Here is a 17,643-nt window from a genome sequence, read left to right on the forward strand (position 1 = left end):
AATGGAAGTGTTTTTAGTAGCTGCTTTTTCAGCTATTATCATAATGATGACTGTTTTTGTTATAATAAAAGCTTGTTTTACGGGCTACAAGAGGAATGATATATCATTTCGGAAATTTATTCTTTTATCCAGTATGTTAGTTGTGATAGGTTGTTTAGTTTCATTTGTACTACCATTTGGTTATGAGAAAATATTTGATTATATTAACTAAATACGTGCATTTAAAAAGACCTTCTGAATCGAAGGTCTTTCATTTTTAAAGTGCTTTTTCAGCTGTTGTTGAGTTGTAGTCTTTACTAACGTCAACGGATTGAACAAAGTCAGGTCTTTGTGGTGCAGGGAAATCCGCATGGCCTGCTTGATATGTAAATGAACTATTTAGACCGATAGATACAATACCTATAACAGACAACCCTAAAACGACAGAACTAATTTTTTTTATCATTTTAATGCCCCTTTCTCAAACGTTTTTTCTTTTGCTTGTAACGCTTTATGAAAATACTCACTTGCTTTTATATGACTATTTTCATCGTAAAGTTTAATAGCTAACTTTTCTGAATACTCCTGAGTGTAGTTATATAAAGATTCTTTGTCGAAATACGTAATTCCTTCAAGAATAATTTTTTCTAAGTCTTCAGTTGACTCGTTATTGTTAAGAGACTCTAAAATTTTAAAGTGAAGCATATATTCTTCGTTATTTAGTTCTGTACAAATCTTTAATCCTTTTTTAATAAGTTCTGAAGCGATATTTATTTCACCCAGTTTAGAATGTTCTCTTGCTTGTAAGAAAATCGCTTTAAAATGTGTCGGCATTTTTGTTGTCACTTCAGATAGATGACGAATAGCTAATGTCGATAAATTTTGATTGGCATATAGCCATCCTAAGTTATTACGCACTCTTAACAGTAATGATTCTTCATCTTGTTTCTGTAAAATATTGATTGCTGCATTATATTTTTCCTCTGCTTGCTCGTATTGTTTTAAATACACAAAGGCTGCACCTAATACGCTTTCACAAGAGGCGACGTTCTTTTCGTATCCTACAGCTTTTATAAAGAAATCTTTCGCTTTAGTTGCATATTCAATAGCCTCAATTGGCTGATAAAAGTGATAATGGAAAATAGCCAGTCGATAATAAAATTCCCCTTTTTCTAAATCATCAATGGCATTTACTAGTAGTTTCTCAGCCTGTTCATAATGTTCACTTGCTACATTATAGTTTGTTGTTAAAGTAGCATGAATCGCCTTAAACAAATGGTAGTAATAAGAAAGTATAGGATTAGCTGAGATTGCGTAAGAATCTATCATCTCAAAACTATCTTTTGAAATACTTAAACTATCTGTTAAAACTTTATATCGAAAATCTAGTAAGGAATGATATAATGCTACAGTTTTATCTTCCTCAAAGTTTAGTTCCTTTTCCTCAATTTCATGTTTTAAGTTTGTCGCCTGTGAAACATCTTGCTTTAGCATAGCCACATACCAATCATTAAATAGTTTCGTAACTTGTTCATTACCTTGTAGTTGAACGTTCATGAAATCCCCTCGCTTTTTTGAATATTCTTATAAATCATGTTATCAAAAATAACAATATTTAGAAATGGGGTTTTATATTTCTCAATATTTGTTTAGTAGATTTACTATTAAACAAATTGTAATAAAAATAGTTTTGATATTTAGCGTAAAGAAGGGGGATATAGTAAGGATAACTAAAAAATGTTTCAGTCCGCTTTTTTGAAAGTGAAGTAAAGTGTAAAAAAGGTGTGTTCACACAATTTGTATGAACACACCTTTTTACATATTAAACAATCAAGTCCCACAAAAAGTACGATAAGGACGATTCGTCGGTACAGGTGGAACGCCGTATTCTTCTTGATCTGCAGAATACGCATAAGGGTTTGATAAAGCCTCAAGAAGCTTCTCCATTACGCTATAATCTCCATTTGTAACAGCTGCTTCTAATGCTTCTTCTACACGGTGGTTCCTTGGGATGATTGATGGATTATTATTTTTCATCATCTCATAGGCGTTTGTTTTTGATTCTTCTTGCTTTTCTAATCGAGATTGCCATAGTCCGTACCATTCTTTAAATGCTGGACTTTCAAATAGTGGGGTATTTTCTAATGTATCGAGTGTTAATGAACAGAATGTATTTGTGTAATCCGCTTTATATTTCTCCATCATTTTTAAAAGTTTCTCAATAAGTAATTTGTCTTGTTCGTCTTCGCTAAATAGTCCTAATTTCTTTTTCATTCCAAGGAACCAATTATTTTCATACTGTACACTAAATTTTGAAATTTCGTCTTGGGCGATTTTTAGTGCTTCTTCTTCATCTTCGTGCAGAATTGGTATTAAAGATTCAGCTAATCGCGCGAGGTCCCATGCGGCCATATATGGCTGATTTCCATATGCGTAGCGACCTTGTGTATCGATAGAGCTAAATACGGTTCCTTGATCGTAATTGTCCATAAATGCACAAGGGCCGTAATCAATCGTTTCTCCACTAATCGTTATATTGTCAGTGTTCATTACGCCGTGGATAAATCCAACAAGTTGCCATTTTGCGATGAGACTTGCTTGTCTTTCAATGACTGCTTCTAGTAAAGCAGTATATCGGTTTTCATGAGCTTCAATTTCTGGGTAATGTCTTTTTATCGTATGGTCAGCTAGTGATTTCAGGTCCTCGATTGAACCGCGAGCCGCAGCATATTGAAATGTACCGACGCGAATATGGCTACTAGCTACTCTAGTTAAAATTGCTCCAGGTAACTTTGTTTCACGGTATGTAGGTTCTCCAGTTGTGACAACTGCTAAACTGCGGGTAGTTGGAATATCAAGTGCATACATTGCTTCACTTATAATATATTCACGTAGCATCGGACCGAGTGCAGCACGACCATCTCCTCGGCGTGAATAGGGAGTGAGACCGGAACCTTTCAGTTGAATATCAAAACGTTCACCTGAAGGAGTAATTTGTTCTCCTATTAAAAGGGCACGCCCATCGCCTAACATATTAAAATGTCCGAATTGATGCCCAGCATATGCTTGAGCTAATGGATGAGCACCTTCTGGGATTGTGTTACCAGCGAAAATCGCAATTTCGGCTTCCTTCTTCAGTTCTTCAGGGTTAAAGCCAAGAGATATCGCTAGTGAATGATTTAATTTAACTAGCTCCGGCGAACTTACGGGAGTAGGGGGGATTTCTGTATAAAATGATTGTGGTAAAGTCGTATAACTATTATCTAAATTCCAACCTGCTTCATTATTTTTAGTCATTGTATCTCCTCCTTTTGTATTTTTTACTATGTATTTGTACGTATGTATTCTTTGTTAAGTTAACTAAAAGTATAATATATTATTTCCCCTTGCAATCTATTGTAAGGACTTCAGTGTATTGTGTCTATTTTACAGTAAATATAAAAGCTCCATTTTTCAAAATGGAGCTTTTATATTATTTAATTTTTACAATTATTTTTCCCTTTGCTCTTCCAGACTCTGAATATTCCATTGCTTTTTGAGCGTCTTCAAAAGGGAAAATTCGGTCAATTATAGGTTTGATTTTTCCGACTTCAATATAATTTGCAATAATACGTAATTGATCCCCGCTTGGCTTCATAAATAAAAACGAATATTGCGCATTATGTTTTTTTTCAAGTGCAGTAAGTTTTTTACTTGCTAATGAAAATAAGAGTGTTTTAAAGAATCCAGAACCAAATTCTTTGCCAAATCGAGCATTCGGCATGCCTGAAACGGAAACAATGTTCCCTCCGTTTTTTATAATATTGAATGATTTTTCAAGTGTTGCACCGCCGATTGTATCAAATACTGCATCATAATCTTTTAGTACTTCTTCAAATTGTTCTGTTTTATAGTTAATCATTTCATCTGCACCAAGAGACTTTACTAAATCCGCACCAGCTTCACTAGCAGTCGTTGTAACGGTAGCACCCATTATTTTTGCTAATTGAATAGCGAAAGTACCAACACCACCAGATCCAGCGTGAATTAAAATCTTTTGTCCTTGCTGTAAGTGCATGATGTCATGTAATGCTTGATAGGATGTTAATCCAACGAGTGGAATCGAAGCTGCTTCCTCAAAACTTAAATTTTTTGGTTTTAAGGCTATATCATCTTCATGAATAGCTATATATTCCGCAAAAGTACCGATTTTATTTTTTCTTGGACGGGCATATATTGCATCACCAACTTTAAAACGAGTTACTTTTGCTCCAACTTTTACGATGACACCGGAAAAGTCATTCCCAAGGATTAGGGGCATTTCATATTTAAGCAACATCTTTACTTTTCCATCGCGTATTTTAAAATCAATTGGGTTAATACTAGCTGCATGAATTTCCGCAAGCACCTCATACTCATTTATTTCAGGAGTAGGCACCTCTGTCATACGCATTGGGGCTTTCCCATACTTATCAATTATCATTGCCTTCATTTCTTATGCCTCCAAATTTCAATAAAAGTTTTGCAATAGTTTCTCAATATCTAATACAAGATTTTTTAATAAACTTAATTTTGTACGTATATCAATATAATAAAAGTTTTTTGTGCCTTCTTTTCGCATTAAAATAATACCGGCTTCTCGTAAAATCCTAAGGTGATGTGATACAGCAGGTCGAGAAAGGTGTGTTTGCTTCGTAATTTCGCCTACACGTAATCCGGTTTGACATTCCGTTTCCATTAGAACTAACAAAATAGCTTGACGTGTTTCATCACCGATTGCCAATAATACTTTTTGAGAATCAATAAAATCTTTTTTTATAACATTTAATTGTTCTTGTTTATTCATTTCAATCACTTTGCCTCCTGGTAATTAGTCGAAAGGTTTAAAATGATGAACCATTACATCGATACGGTAATGCTACATGATTGTTGTATGAGCTGCAATATTGAGAAAGAAAATCGAGACGAATGAAATTTTTAGTGTTGAAAATTATAGGGGAATAGAAAAGGATTATATACCAGAATGGATGAGGTTTTAAAAAAAGAAAATGATTTAATAATAAGTTGTATCAGATGAGAATGGTTAAGCTATTGAGCAAAAAATAAGTGGTCGTAACCCTGTATAATTTTTAGGGTTACGACCACTTATAATGTTTTCGTTATTTTGGTGTCTACTAAAGTGAGTTCTTTAGTTTTACTTTTTCATACACGCATAATTCACGCGGATTATAGATGTATGAAAAAGTAAAATTAAAAGTAATTTTGGGCGTAATCTATCTATATGATAATTTAAAATGAAATATAAGTCTATATCTTTGTTGTTTTTTTGATTATATTTATATCACTGAGCTCAGAACAATGATGTGGAGGGTAAATATATGAAATCGAATGATGTACCAGTTTTAATTGTTGGAGGGGGATTATCAGGATTAGCATCTGCGTTATTTCTTGCAAAACATAATATTGAGTACTTACTTATTGAAAGGCATCCGTCTACTGCAATCCATCCGAAAGCAGGCGGGCTTACTTTACGCACGATGGAGTTATTTCGAGAGTTAGGTTTAGAAGATAGAATTAAATTAGCAGGAAAAGCATTAGAGAATTGCCGAGGAAGAATAGCGGTTCATACAATAGCTGAGATGAATAAGGAAGAATTGGCAAAATTGAGGACCTCTCAGTATGGAAATGATGAAAAGTTACTTCAAAAAGTAGAAGAGATTAGTCCATCAAAACAAACTGCTTGTTATCAAATTATTTTAGAAGAGATGATGTTGCAAGAAGCACAGAAATTAGGCGGAAAGCTATCTTTTTATTATGAATTAATTTCTTTTGAGCAAAATGAGCACGGAGTAATAGCAACGATTCGAGATCGGGAAACAGAAAAAGAAAGTGTTATACATTGTGACTATGTAATTGCAGCGGATGGGGCAAAAAGTAAAATACGTGAGCAGCTAGGGATTGCGACCGAGGGACGGGGTACAATCGGTGGCTATTATATGAATATTTATTTTGAAGCGGATTTAAGTGAATGTATACAAGGGGACGCATTCGGTTTTTCTATGGTACTTCATCCGGAGGTTCTTGGTGCGCTCATTCCAGTTGATAACGTAAAAAGGTGGATTTATCATGTAGCTTACGATCCATTGAAAGGAGAACGACCAGAGGATTTTACGATGGAACGTTGTAAACAAATTATTCAAACCGCAATTGGAAGTATAAATGTTGAGTCAGAAATATTAAGTGTTTTACCGTGGGAAGCGGCTGAAAGCACTGCTACAAAATTTCAAGATAATCGTATTTTTTTAGTTGGCGATTCTGCACATATTATGCCGCCAACAGGAGGATTTGGTTCAAATACAGGAGTACAAGATGCACATAACTTAGCTTGGAAATTAGCGGCTGTTATAAAAAGGCAAGCAAATCCAAAATTGTTAGAAACGTACCATGAAGAGAGATATCCAGTTGCAAAATTAACGACGGATTATGCGAGTAGTTTGCTGTTCCGTGCTGCCAATAGAGAGGAAGGCAGTTTGAATAATATGGACGGTTTAGCTGTTACTGTTGGGTATCAATATTGTTCAGAGGCAATTATAGATGACTTATCCATTCTACATAGAATGGATATAATAGCGTTGAACGGAAGACCTGGTACGCGAGCACCACATTTTTTTGGAATGTATGAAGGGAAGAAAGCTTCTATACTAGACTTATTCGGTAACAATTTTGTATTACTTACTGGAGTAGAAGATAATTCTTGGGCTGAGGCTGCACATGATGTTTCATCTAAATTAGGAATAAATATAAAAGTGTATCGAATTGGTTTAAGTGGAGACTTTATTGCTCAAGAAAATGTTTTTCGTGAACGATATGGGATAGGTCATGAAGGAGCTGTACTAATTAGACCAGATGGATTTATAGGATGGCGTTCGGAAAAAGTGATAGTAAATCCATATGTAGTGCTTGAAGAGGTAATGGGTAATTTATTATGTGATTTTTAAGTAACTACGGAAGTATGGTCTTATATAGGACGATACTTCTATTTTTTTAGCTTACAAAATAAAAATTATGTAGTGAAGAGACATTATTATTATAAAAATATATTTAAATTAATTCTCTTTCTTTTTGTTTTTATTAGAATGTTTTTAGTTTTTAGTTTTAAGTGTTGGCAATTACTAGATTGAATCATTTTTTTATTGTATTATATTTCTTAGGGATTATATATTACGCTAGAGAGTGGGACTATTTGACTATTGAACCTCTTATTTTATCAAATAAAGAAGTATATGTATTAACTGGTATGTTTGACCGTGAAACTATGATTGGAATTGAGAACCCCTTTGAAAATTGGTCAGATGAAGAAATAGACAAAGAATTAGATGTAATGTACGAGAATTGAAAAAACGAAGAGCTACTCATAATAAAAGAAGATGAAACATTATGTAACAAACAACTTTTAGAATATTTCCGCATTTATTTAACTACAGGATTTGTTATTGAAGTACAGATAGGTAAAAACAGCGCTTTAGAAAAAATTTTCTATTTTAGTAAAAAAAAGGTTATACAAAATGTAATAACAGATGCTAACGGTGAAAAACAATGTACATTTAAAGAATGCGGGACACCGGAGGTAGCTTGGCAATTTATATATCAAGCATTACAGCCTAAAAATTCTTTCTCTCGTCCAAATTATACATTTAAAATCCCTTCTTCTGCATATAAAGAAAACATTTTAAATCAATCAAACAAGCAATTAGTAGATTACTTGAAACTTTACTTAGATGATGAAGCTTCCTTAGAGTTAGCAAACATTATACATAATCGTGAAGAGTTAAATACTGTTCAAGTTCATTATTATATAAAGGACTCATGGTCTACAGACTGTATTCAGTTTTTATATAGTCAGAACCAATATTGGCTAATCCAAAAAGTTTTAGATAATGAGCAAACACAAATTTTATCACCAAAAGAAATTTTAAAGGATTCATTGAAATTAAAAACAAATGCTTTAGGCTATGCAGCTATAGGGTGGGATGTAATTAATGATACAAAGGAAAATATTGAAAATAAAGCTTCAAAAACTAAAATAGCTGGTGATATTATTGGTGATGCAGCAATTGGGATTGGCTCTACTGCTGTAAGTGCCTTTGCGGGAGCCCAAGTAGGTGCAGCTGTTGGAACTGTTTTTGGAGCTTGTTTTGGCTTTGGTGTTTCTATAGGAGCTAGTATATTAACAGATGGAATTAAGTTTAACAAAGGTGATTGGAATCATGATGGTAAACAGGATTCGATAAAAGATAGAGTTAAATCTGGAATCGGAGCAACTTTAGATAAAATTTTTTAGTTTTTGGGAGATTAATATGGAAAAATACCACGGAAAAAGTACAGAACAAATTATTCGGAAATTGATGCCTTACAGTGTTAGATCGAGTGTCATTATGGTGTGGGTAGTTATTAATTTTATGATTTTAACCCCATTTTTATTCCCTCCAACCTTTACCATATACTTATATATAATCTTACCTGTTCTATTGACTGCTAATATATGGGGGGGATGGGTATTTTTTTGTAAACCAAATGAGCCAAGGTTGGTACACATTTTATATAATGGATTTATGGGAATAACTTTTTCTTTTGGAAGCTTTATAGTGATTCAAAAGATTGCATATACTTTTATTAAAATTGAAACACCTCTGTTTTTTATTGTTACTTTTGTGCTTTACATTTTTACAATTTATAAATTGATTTCTATTGGAATGAAAAGTTTTTTAAAGCGATTAAACAATGAAGAAAATGGAAATATAAAAATTTCTCCAATTGTTTATTTTTCAGGATTGGGATATATTATTGGACAGATATGTGTAGGTTCATTATCACAAAATGCTTTAGCGACGGTCTTAATTTTGGTCTTTTCTTTATTGGCTGTTGTGTCTAGTATATATGGTATATATATGTGTGTATATATTGATTTAAAGAAGCGGAAAACCAAGCTAGGTTCCTTAAATTCTTAGCAAAAAACAATTAACAAGGAGGGGCCATACAATGAATTCGCAACTTTTTCCTATAGGCTCTATTGTAATTTTAAAAGAAGGTACAAAGAAACTCATGATTTTCGGGCGGAAACAACAAGTAGAAACGGATGAGATAAGAAAATTCGATTATATGGGATGTCCCTATCCAGAAGGCTATATGAATCCAGATTTCACTTATTTATTTAACCATGATGATATTCAAGAAGTTGTTTCAACTGGATATGAAGATCAAGAAGAACATACTTTCCAAGAAAATGTATTGTCTAAAGTATAATGCATGTTTTCAAAGTTAAGTATAGTTTCAAATATACTTTAAAATAAGTTCCAAGTAAGGATATACGAAACTAAGAATTTGTAATTAAGTAAAACGTAGATATACGTAAATATCAAGTGAAAGTTACTATAAAGAATTTGAACAGAATGTATCCTACATTAATGAGCAGTAAAAACTTCCACTAATAATCAGTAGGAGATGGATAATTCATCCTGATTAAAGCTTCACTTTATTGAAAAAATAATATTCACAAATTTTAATAGGTTTGGTATGATTAAAATCAACAAGTTAATAGAGGCCGGAGATATTTGAGAAAAGCCATAAATTTATTTAGGGATACAGAAGTGTCCTCTAAATAATTTATGGTTTTTTCTATTGAAAAAAGTATGAAAGTAGTCATTATTTTTAAATATGATAATTTGTGAGTTCCATAAATCTGCGATAGAAATCATAACAACAACTCGATATGTATTTGTATCGATTGGTTTCATTTTCAATAATCTATTTGCTTGATTTAATAAAGTTTGAATGCACAATCGCTTTACTTTTCTAGGTGTTTTACGAGAATCGATAAAAGCTTGTGAAACAGGTAACGGTATATACCAATATTCATCATTATGGAAAGTAGAAGGAAACGTTTTTGTATGTTCTTCAATTCGTTTTATCATAGTGTTTGTTCTTCGTTTCATACCACGTATTTTCTTCTCACGCATTGTGGATCATCTCCATAAATTTTTGTAATGCAGCAGAGTGAAAAATATCTTTTCTAGTAATAAAGGTAGTAGGAACTTTTTTGAAGCTGTTTGGTAAAGGGTTGAATGATACGTCATGTTTATGACCGTTTAAGATAGACTTCATCATAATTGCTATGCCCATACCTGATTTTACACATGCAAGTATCGCTTCAATTGTCCCAAACTCTAAAACTCGTTTAGGTGAAACTCCTTCTTCTTGAAGCCAGTCTTCCAATAATCTTCTATAATAGCACCCGTGACTAAAGGCAAGTAAATTCATGCAGTCTATTTCTTTAAAGGAGGATAAAGGATTTTTACTGATGAGAACTAATTCTTCTTCACGAAATATATTTGTGTGAAGTTCAGCGTGCTGAGTAATGCCAGCGATAAATGCCCCGTCCAGTTTTCGTTCTAATACAAGGTGAGTTAGTTGTTCCGTTGTATTTGTTTCTAAAATCAATTCGACTTGTGGGTATTTCTCATAGTAGGTCGCTAATATGGAAGGAAGCCGAACAGCGGTTGTAGATTCTGTACATCCGATTTTTAAAGTTCCTTTTGGCTCGGTTCCGTTACTTTGAACCGCTTTAATAGATTGATCCATTAAGTGGATGATTTGTTTTGCGTATGTTAATAAAATCTCACCATTAGAAGTCAACGTAACTCCTTTTCCATTTCGATAAAATAACGGAACACCTAATTCGTTTTCTAATTGCTTTATACGCATTGTTATGCCAGATTGTACATAGTTCAAATTTTTAGCTGCGTGAGATATATTTCCTTCTTTCGCAACTTCGTAAAAAACAGTTAAATCTTTTACGTCCACGTGTCATCCCCCCGAAAAAGGTATCAATTTTTTTGATGGATTATATGGTTAATCTTTATTTTATATGATATTAAAACTTTCATATAATGAAAGGGGGGAGAGATTTTGATGTTAATGGAAGAGAGTGTAAATAGTACGTATAAGTGGATGGTGTTAATTTTTGCGACGATTGCTCAAGCGACAGCAACACTTATAACGTATGGTGTCGGAGCTTTCGCTTTATTTTGGAAAGAAGAATATGTGCTTACGAATATGGAGAGTGGATTGTTAATAAGTGTTGTAAATATTGGTCCGTTATTTTGTATGCTTTTTGTCGGGCGGTTACTGGATCAATATAATGAAAAAATGTTAATTAGCATAAGTTCTTTTTTACTAGGTGGTTCGCTTTTATTGACTAATATAGTAAATGGATTTATCGGACTACTATTCGTACTTTTATTAGTTGGAACATTTTATAGTGTGTCCCAGCCAGGAGGAAGTAAAGTGATAATAAATTGGTTTCCAAAAGAAAATCGTGGATTAGCGATGGGGATAAGGCAAGCTGGGATACCGATTGGTGGTGCGTTAGCGGGAGTATTGATTCCGTTTTTTACGATAAAATACAATGTGACGTATACGATAAATATTATAGGAAGTATCTGTATAATAGGTGGTCTTTTATTTTATATATTTTATCAGGATCCACCATGTGTTCGAGAGGAAGAGAAACAAGAACGTAGTAATATCTCTTTTTGGATGCATCTAAAAGCAGTGATATGTAAAAAAGGGTTGTATTCAATTTATATAACGGGTATTTGCATGATTTCATTGCAAATGGTGTTAGTTGGACATTTTATAAAATATTTAGTTATAGAACAATCAATTACACCTATTTTAGCTGGGAAAGTATTTTCCGTTATGTTCTTTTCTGGAATGATTGGTAGGGTTATATTAGCAGCTATTAGTGATTTGTTCTATAAGGGAAATCGGCGCATTCCTTTATTTATAACTGTTTGCACTTCTATCTGCTTCATTCTCATGTTAGTAATGAGCATACATGTAAGAACGAATGTATTGTATGGTGTAAGTGCATTGTTAGGGTTCTTTTCAATTGGATGGTTCAGTCTTTTTATAGCCGAAGTTGCAGAATCAGCAAGTGAATAATCCGTAGGGATGACAGTGAGTTTTGCACTTACATTAAATCAAATTGCTATTATTGTTGCGCCTGTTTTATTTGGCTATATTGTAGATGAAAAAGGGTATACGTATGCGTGGCTATGTATAGTTGTATTACTAAGTATTTCAGCGGCCAGCTTATATTGGAAGAATAAAAAATAAAGGAATGTTAGCAATGTAAATTTTTTATGAAGAAAGTCTAAAGAAATGCCATATGAGCGACATTTCTTTTTGAATATGCTGTATAATCAAAAAGAAATGAGATTCGTTTTCAATGACGTTCATTTCCTCTTTTGAAATTACCTGTAACTTTAGCCATAATGAGTTGTTTTTCTTTATCGTTATTTGCATGATGTATTTTGTTTAAAAATTTTTCAGCATCATGTCCTTTTAATAATTTGATCTGTTTTCCGTAATATTCAATTGAAACTATGTTTTTTTTTGTTATCCGATAATGAAACATCCTATCATCTAAACGATTGCGTTTATCAGTATTTTTCATATTACATCTCCATTCTTATAGATATGTAACAAATGTTACATTAGAAATTGAAATTATAGTTGGATGCATCCGATTGTATGGTGTAAATTTTGTAAGAAAGAAATACAATAGAGAGTAGTCAAAAATTGAATATGAAAAAGAGGGATCTAGTTTTAGTAGAGTGAATGTTAGATAATATTATAAAATATTTAAAAATTAAAAGATATAGAATAGAATGGATGCGCGTTAAGTGAAACTAGATAAAAGAGGGTTCCTATTATGTTAAAGAAATGGTTAATCGTTTCCTTTATTTTTGCTGTTTTTTGTGGAAGTGTCGTTGCACTCATACATGCAAATAAAGGTAAGAAATATGATATAAAGTCATTTTCTAATTTAAATGATAAGCGTAAGGACGATATGCAAGAAGTTAGCGTAGCTGAAAAAAAGCGTTATGAAATTGCAGCTGAAAAACTAGATCAATATTTAAAAGATAAAGGATTCAATGGAAGTGTTCTTGTAGCAAGTAAAGATCATGTGATTTTACGAAAAGGTTACGGTTATGCGAATGTGAAGGATAAAGTATTAACGACGCCAAGAACGAAATATCGCATTGGTTCTATTACGAAAACGGTAGTTGCTATATCTATTATGCAACTAAGAGAAAAAGGAAAATTAAATATTGAAGACAATGTAAATAAGTATATTCCATCGTTTCCAGCCGATAAAAATATTACATTACGAAATTTGTTAACACATACGTCTGGTTTGCCGGATCAGGGACAAGGTAGTGTTGACGCAGCTTCACGTTTAAAGTTAGTCACATGGATTGGTGCGCAATCGTTACAATTTCCTGCAGGGACAGGATGGAAATATACAGATTATAATTATATGGTGCTTGCGTATATTGTAGAAAAGATTTCGAATAAACCGCTCGCTGAATATGTGAAAGAAAATATTTTTACGCCTGTTGGAATGCATGAATCTGGAATGGGGGCAACTCTCCCTGAAGATATTTTCTTAGCAGAAGGTTATACGAAAAAGGATAATGAGTTAATAGATGCACCTCGTTTAAAAATGAACTGGCTGTATGGTTGTGGTGAAATGTATACGACTGTTGAAGATATGAAAAGGTTAGATGAAGCTATTATGGACGGTAAACTACTTTCTAAACAAAGCTTAACGGATATGTTTTCTGCATCACCTGCAAGAAAATATGGATTTAGTTTTTATGTTTACCCAGATTATTATCATAACCACGGTGTGTTAGCTGGCTGGAACACATTTAATAATTTTAATTGGGATAAACGAACGTTTGTAATATTATTCTCTAACGTACAAAATGGTATGAATGATGCATTTAATCAAGAGTTTAGAAAAATGGCGAATGATTTAATAGAAGGAAAACAATGATGGGAAAATCGGTATTGATATGTAATTATCAATACCGATTTTTTATTTAGTAAGGTTCTACTTAGTGAACAAACAGCTAGGAGGTAGTTAATAATAGAATAAATTTATGGGGGAAGTTAAATGATATTAATGTTAAATAGAGGAAAGATGCTATATGAAGTTCATTTATTTGTACGGAATTTATGATGAAGAGTAATTGGTAAATTTTATATTTATGAAAAAACTTGAGCTTCACACTATGTGAAGCTTTACATTATTGGAGAGAAGAACAGGAGGTTGAAAAATGAAAAAAATAGTAAAGCTTTGTTTCATAAGTGCATTATCTACAGCGATTATTAGTGGATGTTCTTTTGAGGGGAATCATGAAAATGTAAAAGGGAAAGAGGATGAGAAGGTAGAGGTACAGAAAAACGCTGGGAAATATACGATGCCGGATGAAAAAGGTAAACATGAAGGTACATGGTTGCAATGGCCACATGAATACACATATGGACAAGAATATAAACAAGAAGTCGAACCAATTTGGGTTAAGATGGCAAGTGCTTTAACAGAGGGTGAAAAAGTCCACATTGTTGCATATAATCAGGAAGAAAAAGAGAGAATCAATAAGCTTTTAACAGATGAAGGGCTAAATATGGATAAGATTGATTTCTTTATAGCGCCTACGGATGATGTATGGGCAAGAGATAGTGGACCGATTTTTGTTTATGATAATAATAAAAATTTAAAAGTATTAGATCCAGCATTTAATGGTTGGGGAAAGAAAACACCTTATAAAAATGATGCTCGTATACGTGAGAATGTTAGTGAACAATTAGGGATTGAAAGAATTGATTGGGGAGAATTTGTTCTTGAAGGTGGCGCAATTGAATTAGACAGTAATGGAACAGCTTTATTAACTCGAAGTGCAGTAACGAATAAAAATAGAAACCCTGATTTATCAGAAAAGGAAATTGAAGAATATATAAGTGACCTTGGGGTAACAAACTTTATTTGGTTAGATGGAGTGCCTAATTTAGATATTACGGATTTTCATATTGATGGATTTGCTAAATTCCATGATAAATCTACCATTGTAACGATGAAAGAAGATGACCTAGCTGAATGGGGTTTATCAAATAAAGATATGGATACATTGTTAGATGCGAAAAATGCTTCAGGAAAGAAGTATAAGTATGAATACTTACCGCTTAGTAAAGAAAACGTTGCTTTAGAAAACGGGAAAACTCTCGATTATAAGGGATCATACATCAATTATTATATTGGGAATAAAGTGGTATTGGTGCCTAATTATAATGATCCGAATGACAAAATCGCAAACGATACGATTCAGAAGTTATACCCGGATCGTAAAGTAGTCGGTATTGATGTGAGAGAGCTTTATAAAAATGGCGGCATGATTCATTGTGTGACGCAACAACAACCCGTTAGTTTGAAGTAGTAAATGGAAGTGTAATTATCGGCAGGGATGTCCCATAGTCGACTTTTGGCTAGGTGGCATTCTTTTTTATTTGTATAAAAAGGAGTAACGGTGTTGAAAGAAATCATTTTAATTAGCTTCATAATGATTGGATTTATGATTCTAGTATTTAATTGTATGCTTTAATAATTTTAAAGATTAAATAGGATTCATTACAATCATCAAATATTTATATTTTGAATCCTTTTCAAGATTCAATTTACGGCTTAATGACGGCTTTAAATTTTTTATATAAATATATAATATTTTCCCATGCTATAATCCATTCAAGAAATGTGCACGTTTTAAAAATTGTAATGAAAAGTATTGAGGAAGAGCGGGCGTTTTTAAATCGGCTACTCAATTATTATAAAAAAAGCGAGGTAAAATATATGGAACAAAAGGGAATTATTTTTACTGCGATACCAGATGAATCAAATGAATATTATGAACCGTTTTATGAAGAACTTATTTATTTTAATGAAAATTTAAATGGGAAAAAGGGGGTTACAGACCAGCTTATTTCTTTATCAGTTGAAGAACAAGAATTCCATACGAGCTTTTTTGAGTATGATGATATTTGGTTAAGAGATGTTGCGCCAGTTGTAACGAATCATCTTGTTAAATTTAAATATCTACCAAATTATTTGCCAGAGGATCAAGGACGATATTTAGATCAACAATTTAATAAATGGTTGAAAAAGAACGACTTTGAGTATGTGAAATCACCATTAATATTGGACGGTGGTAATCTTATTTGGAATAAAAAAGATACTGTTATTTTAACAGAACGCATATTTGATGATAACGATGATTGGACAGAAGAGGAAATTATTGAGCAATTAGAGTGGGATTTAGATGTGAGCCGGGTTATTATTATTCCTGCTGAAGAAGGAGATGTACTTGCGCACGCAGACGGAATGGTTAAATTTATTGATGAACATACAATGTTTATTAGTGATTTTCTAGGGGATCATGAATTCAGATATCATGTTCAAGAGATTATTCAAGAGCAAATGCCAGAAGCTGAATTTATTGTTGTTCCTTCGTCATACACAGAGAAAGGGCAATATGATCAAGAAATAGCATCGGCAAAAGGCTTATATATAAATATGTTGGAAACATGTGACGCCATTTATGTTCCTAAGTTTGGATTAGCTAAAGATGGGGAAGTATTACGATATATTCAACAGTATACGGAGAAACAAGTTATTCAAATTCATGTAGGAGAAATATCGACTATGGGAGGCGCAATAAATTGTTTAACATGGTATTGTCCGAGTCATTTGTTACCTTCAAAAATGAAAAGATTAAACAATCAGAATGAAGGTTCTTCAATTAGAAAGTTTTTTGATTGGTTTTAAGAAATAAGCTTATAAGAAAATGTAGCCAAGGGGTATTTATATGTATACAATTACTGAATTTTCGCGGATTTGTAAAATGAGTACACGGATGTTAAGACATTATGATAAAGAGGAAATATTGAAACCAGCATATGTAAATCCAGTGAATGGATATAGATATTATGAGCAAGGACAGCTAGCGATAGCGTTGAAAATTAAAAAGCTCAGGGAGTACAAGTTTCCTTTGCCGAAAATTAAAGTCATTCTGCAGTCATCAGATCAAGATTCCTTTATTCAACATATGCAAGAGCAAATTGTAGAGTTGTCCCACGAGGTGAAACAAAATTTACAGGTTATTTCTGAAATGAATGAAATGGTCAATATGAGTACGGCTTTAAATATTGCTCGCCATAGAAATTACGACATATTAATTGGAATGAGAAATGGAATAACAGTAATTGCTCAACGATTACAAATAGATATAGATGAGATGGATGATTATTTTTATGACTTATATGAAAAAGTACAACAAAATAACTTACAAATAGTCGGTTCTCCTTCTAGCGTTTTTTATGATGAAGAGTATATGGCGAGTCACAGTGATATTGAATTAAGAATACCGATTATGGATGGAGACTATAAAGACGTAATACAAGAGTGCGAAATAAAAAAGTTAAATCAGCATCAATTCGTTACTACTATACATTATGGTAGCTATGACTATATAGGTTATGCATATATGGCATTAGAAGAGTGGGTCGAAAGGAATGGCTATATAATGAAAAGTCCTCCATATGAAGTCTATATAAAGGGACCTGAATGTGATTGTTTAGTAGAGGAGTATGTAACACAAATATGTTTTTTAGTTTCGAAAATAGAATGAGAATATTGTTGGTATATATATTAATGAATTGTATGCGTATGGTGGCATGATTCACTGTGTGACGCAGCAACATATAGGATAAAGTGATTTCAAT

At 32.7% G+C, this 17,643-nt stretch carries 15 protein-coding genes and 4 pseudogenes; 11 read left to right on the top strand and 8 right to left on the bottom strand.

Annotated features, from left to right (window positions below; genetic code table 11):
* Position 1 precedes the first annotated feature (1 nt).
* Positions 2-211 carry a hypothetical protein gene (locus tag ACQKNI_RS00315; RefSeq protein ID WP_098252707.1) on the top strand — a complete coding sequence of 70 codons (210 nt, stop codon included), beginning with the start codon at positions 2-4 and terminating at the stop codon, positions 209-211.
* 45 nt (positions 212-256) lie between these two features.
* Here ACQKNI_RS00315 and ACQKNI_RS00320 read toward each other — a convergent pair whose 3' ends face one another.
* The 5 genes from ACQKNI_RS00320 to ACQKNI_RS00340 all read right to left on the bottom strand — a co-directional run bounded on the left by ACQKNI_RS00320 (position 257) and on the right by ACQKNI_RS00340 (position 4,813).
* The gene (locus ACQKNI_RS00320) at positions 257-445 is read right to left on the bottom strand and encodes a Phr family secreted Rap phosphatase inhibitor (RefSeq protein WP_098252708.1); all 189 of its coding nucleotides are present in this window, start codon (positions 443-445) and stop codon (positions 257-259) included.
* Entirely contained in the window at positions 442-1,536 is a 1,095-nt protein-coding gene (locus ACQKNI_RS00325) for a tetratricopeptide repeat protein (protein WP_098252709.1), read from the bottom strand. The genes ACQKNI_RS00320 and ACQKNI_RS00325 overlap by 4 nt, the downstream gene beginning before the upstream one ends.
* A gap of 273 nt (positions 1,537-1,809) precedes the next feature.
* Positions 1,810-3,276, bottom strand: a complete 1,467-nt coding sequence (locus ACQKNI_RS00330; RefSeq protein WP_427282087.1) for a protein adenylyltransferase SelO — start codon at positions 3,274-3,276, stop codon at positions 1,810-1,812.
* Positions 3,277-3,451: 175 nt separating this feature from the next.
* Positions 3,452-4,450 carry an NADP-dependent oxidoreductase gene (locus tag ACQKNI_RS00335; RefSeq protein WP_427282088.1) on the bottom strand — a complete coding sequence of 333 codons (999 nt, stop codon included), beginning with the start codon at positions 4,448-4,450 and terminating at the stop codon, positions 3,452-3,454.
* Between the two features lie 18 nt (positions 4,451-4,468).
* Positions 4,469-4,813 (bottom strand): ArsR/SmtB family transcription factor, encoded by a 345-nt coding sequence (locus ACQKNI_RS00340; RefSeq protein ID WP_088229823.1) that lies wholly within the window; start codon positions 4,811-4,813, stop codon positions 4,469-4,471.
* Positions 4,814-5,336: 523 nt separating this feature from the next.
* On the opposite strand from ACQKNI_RS00340, the gene ACQKNI_RS00345 reads away from it, so the two are divergent.
* From ACQKNI_RS00345 to ACQKNI_RS00365, 5 genes and pseudogenes are all read left to right on the top strand, one after another.
* Positions 5,337-6,956, top strand: coding sequence for an FAD-dependent oxidoreductase (locus ACQKNI_RS00345; protein WP_240522844.1), 1,620 nt, complete (start codon positions 5,337-5,339; stop codon positions 6,954-6,956).
* A 245-nt stretch (positions 6,957-7,201) separates the two neighbouring features.
* Positions 7,202-7,909 (top strand): annotated as a pseudogene (locus ACQKNI_RS00350) (hypothetical protein); the annotation flags it as partial.
* Positions 7,910-8,299, top strand: a pseudogene (locus ACQKNI_RS00355) (type VII secretion protein); the annotation flags it as partial.
* Positions 8,300-8,315: 16 nt separating this feature from the next.
* Positions 8,316-8,966 carry a hypothetical protein gene (locus ACQKNI_RS00360; RefSeq protein ID WP_098252712.1) on the top strand — a complete coding sequence of 217 codons (651 nt, stop codon included), beginning with the start codon at positions 8,316-8,318 and terminating at the stop codon, positions 8,964-8,966.
* 31 nt (positions 8,967-8,997) lie between these two features.
* Positions 8,998-9,261: a DUF4176 domain-containing protein gene (locus ACQKNI_RS00365; protein WP_088229820.1), complete on the top strand. Its 264-nt coding sequence runs from the start codon at positions 8,998-9,000 to the stop codon at positions 9,259-9,261.
* Positions 9,262-9,626: 365 nt separating this feature from the next.
* On the opposite strand, the pseudogene ACQKNI_RS00370 reads toward ACQKNI_RS00365, so the two are convergent.
* Positions 9,627-9,974: pseudogene (locus tag ACQKNI_RS00370) on the bottom strand (DUF3916 domain-containing protein); the annotation flags it as partial.
* Positions 9,967-10,818, bottom strand: a complete 852-nt coding sequence (locus ACQKNI_RS00375) for a LysR family transcriptional regulator (protein WP_088229818.1) — start codon at positions 10,816-10,818, stop codon at positions 9,967-9,969. The gene ACQKNI_RS00375 and the pseudogene ACQKNI_RS00370, both read right to left, overlap by 8 nt.
* Before the next feature lie 108 nt (positions 10,819-10,926).
* On the opposite strand from ACQKNI_RS00375, the pseudogene ACQKNI_RS00380 reads away from it, so the two are divergent.
* Positions 10,927-12,135, top strand: a pseudogene (locus ACQKNI_RS00380) (MFS transporter).
* A gap of 109 nt (positions 12,136-12,244) precedes the next feature.
* Here ACQKNI_RS00380 and ACQKNI_RS00385 read toward each other — a convergent pair.
* Positions 12,245-12,475: a hypothetical protein gene (locus ACQKNI_RS00385; protein WP_088229817.1), complete on the bottom strand. Its 231-nt coding sequence runs from the start codon at positions 12,473-12,475 to the stop codon at positions 12,245-12,247.
* 258 nt (positions 12,476-12,733) lie between these two features.
* Here ACQKNI_RS00385 and ACQKNI_RS00390 point away from each other — a divergent pair, with 258 nt between their 5' ends.
* The 4 genes from ACQKNI_RS00390 to ACQKNI_RS00405 all read left to right on the top strand — a co-directional run bounded on the left by ACQKNI_RS00390 (position 12,734) and on the right by ACQKNI_RS00405 (position 17,549).
* Positions 12,734-13,864: a serine hydrolase domain-containing protein gene (locus ACQKNI_RS00390; RefSeq protein WP_088229816.1), complete on the top strand. Its 1,131-nt coding sequence runs from the start codon at positions 12,734-12,736 to the stop codon at positions 13,862-13,864.
* Between the two features lie 283 nt (positions 13,865-14,147).
* The gene (locus tag ACQKNI_RS00395) at positions 14,148-15,305 is read left to right on the top strand and encodes an agmatine deiminase family protein (RefSeq protein ID WP_098357612.1); all 1,158 of its coding nucleotides are present in this window, start codon (positions 14,148-14,150) and stop codon (positions 15,303-15,305) included.
* A 410-nt stretch (positions 15,306-15,715) separates the two neighbouring features.
* The gene (locus ACQKNI_RS00400) at positions 15,716-16,687 is read left to right on the top strand and encodes an agmatine deiminase family protein (protein ID WP_427282090.1); all 972 of its coding nucleotides are present in this window, start codon (positions 15,716-15,718) and stop codon (positions 16,685-16,687) included.
* Positions 16,688-16,727: 40 nt separating this feature from the next.
* Positions 16,728-17,549, top strand: a complete 822-nt coding sequence (locus ACQKNI_RS00405; RefSeq protein ID WP_098841003.1) for a MerR family transcriptional regulator — start codon at positions 16,728-16,730, stop codon at positions 17,547-17,549.
* The last annotated feature ends 94 nt before the right edge of the window (positions 17,550-17,643 follow it).

Origin of the sequence: Bacillus sp. NPDC094064 (assembly GCF_050279585.1) — a bacterium.
Taxonomy (GTDB): domain Bacteria; phylum Bacillota; class Bacilli; order Bacillales; family Bacillaceae_G; genus Bacillus_A.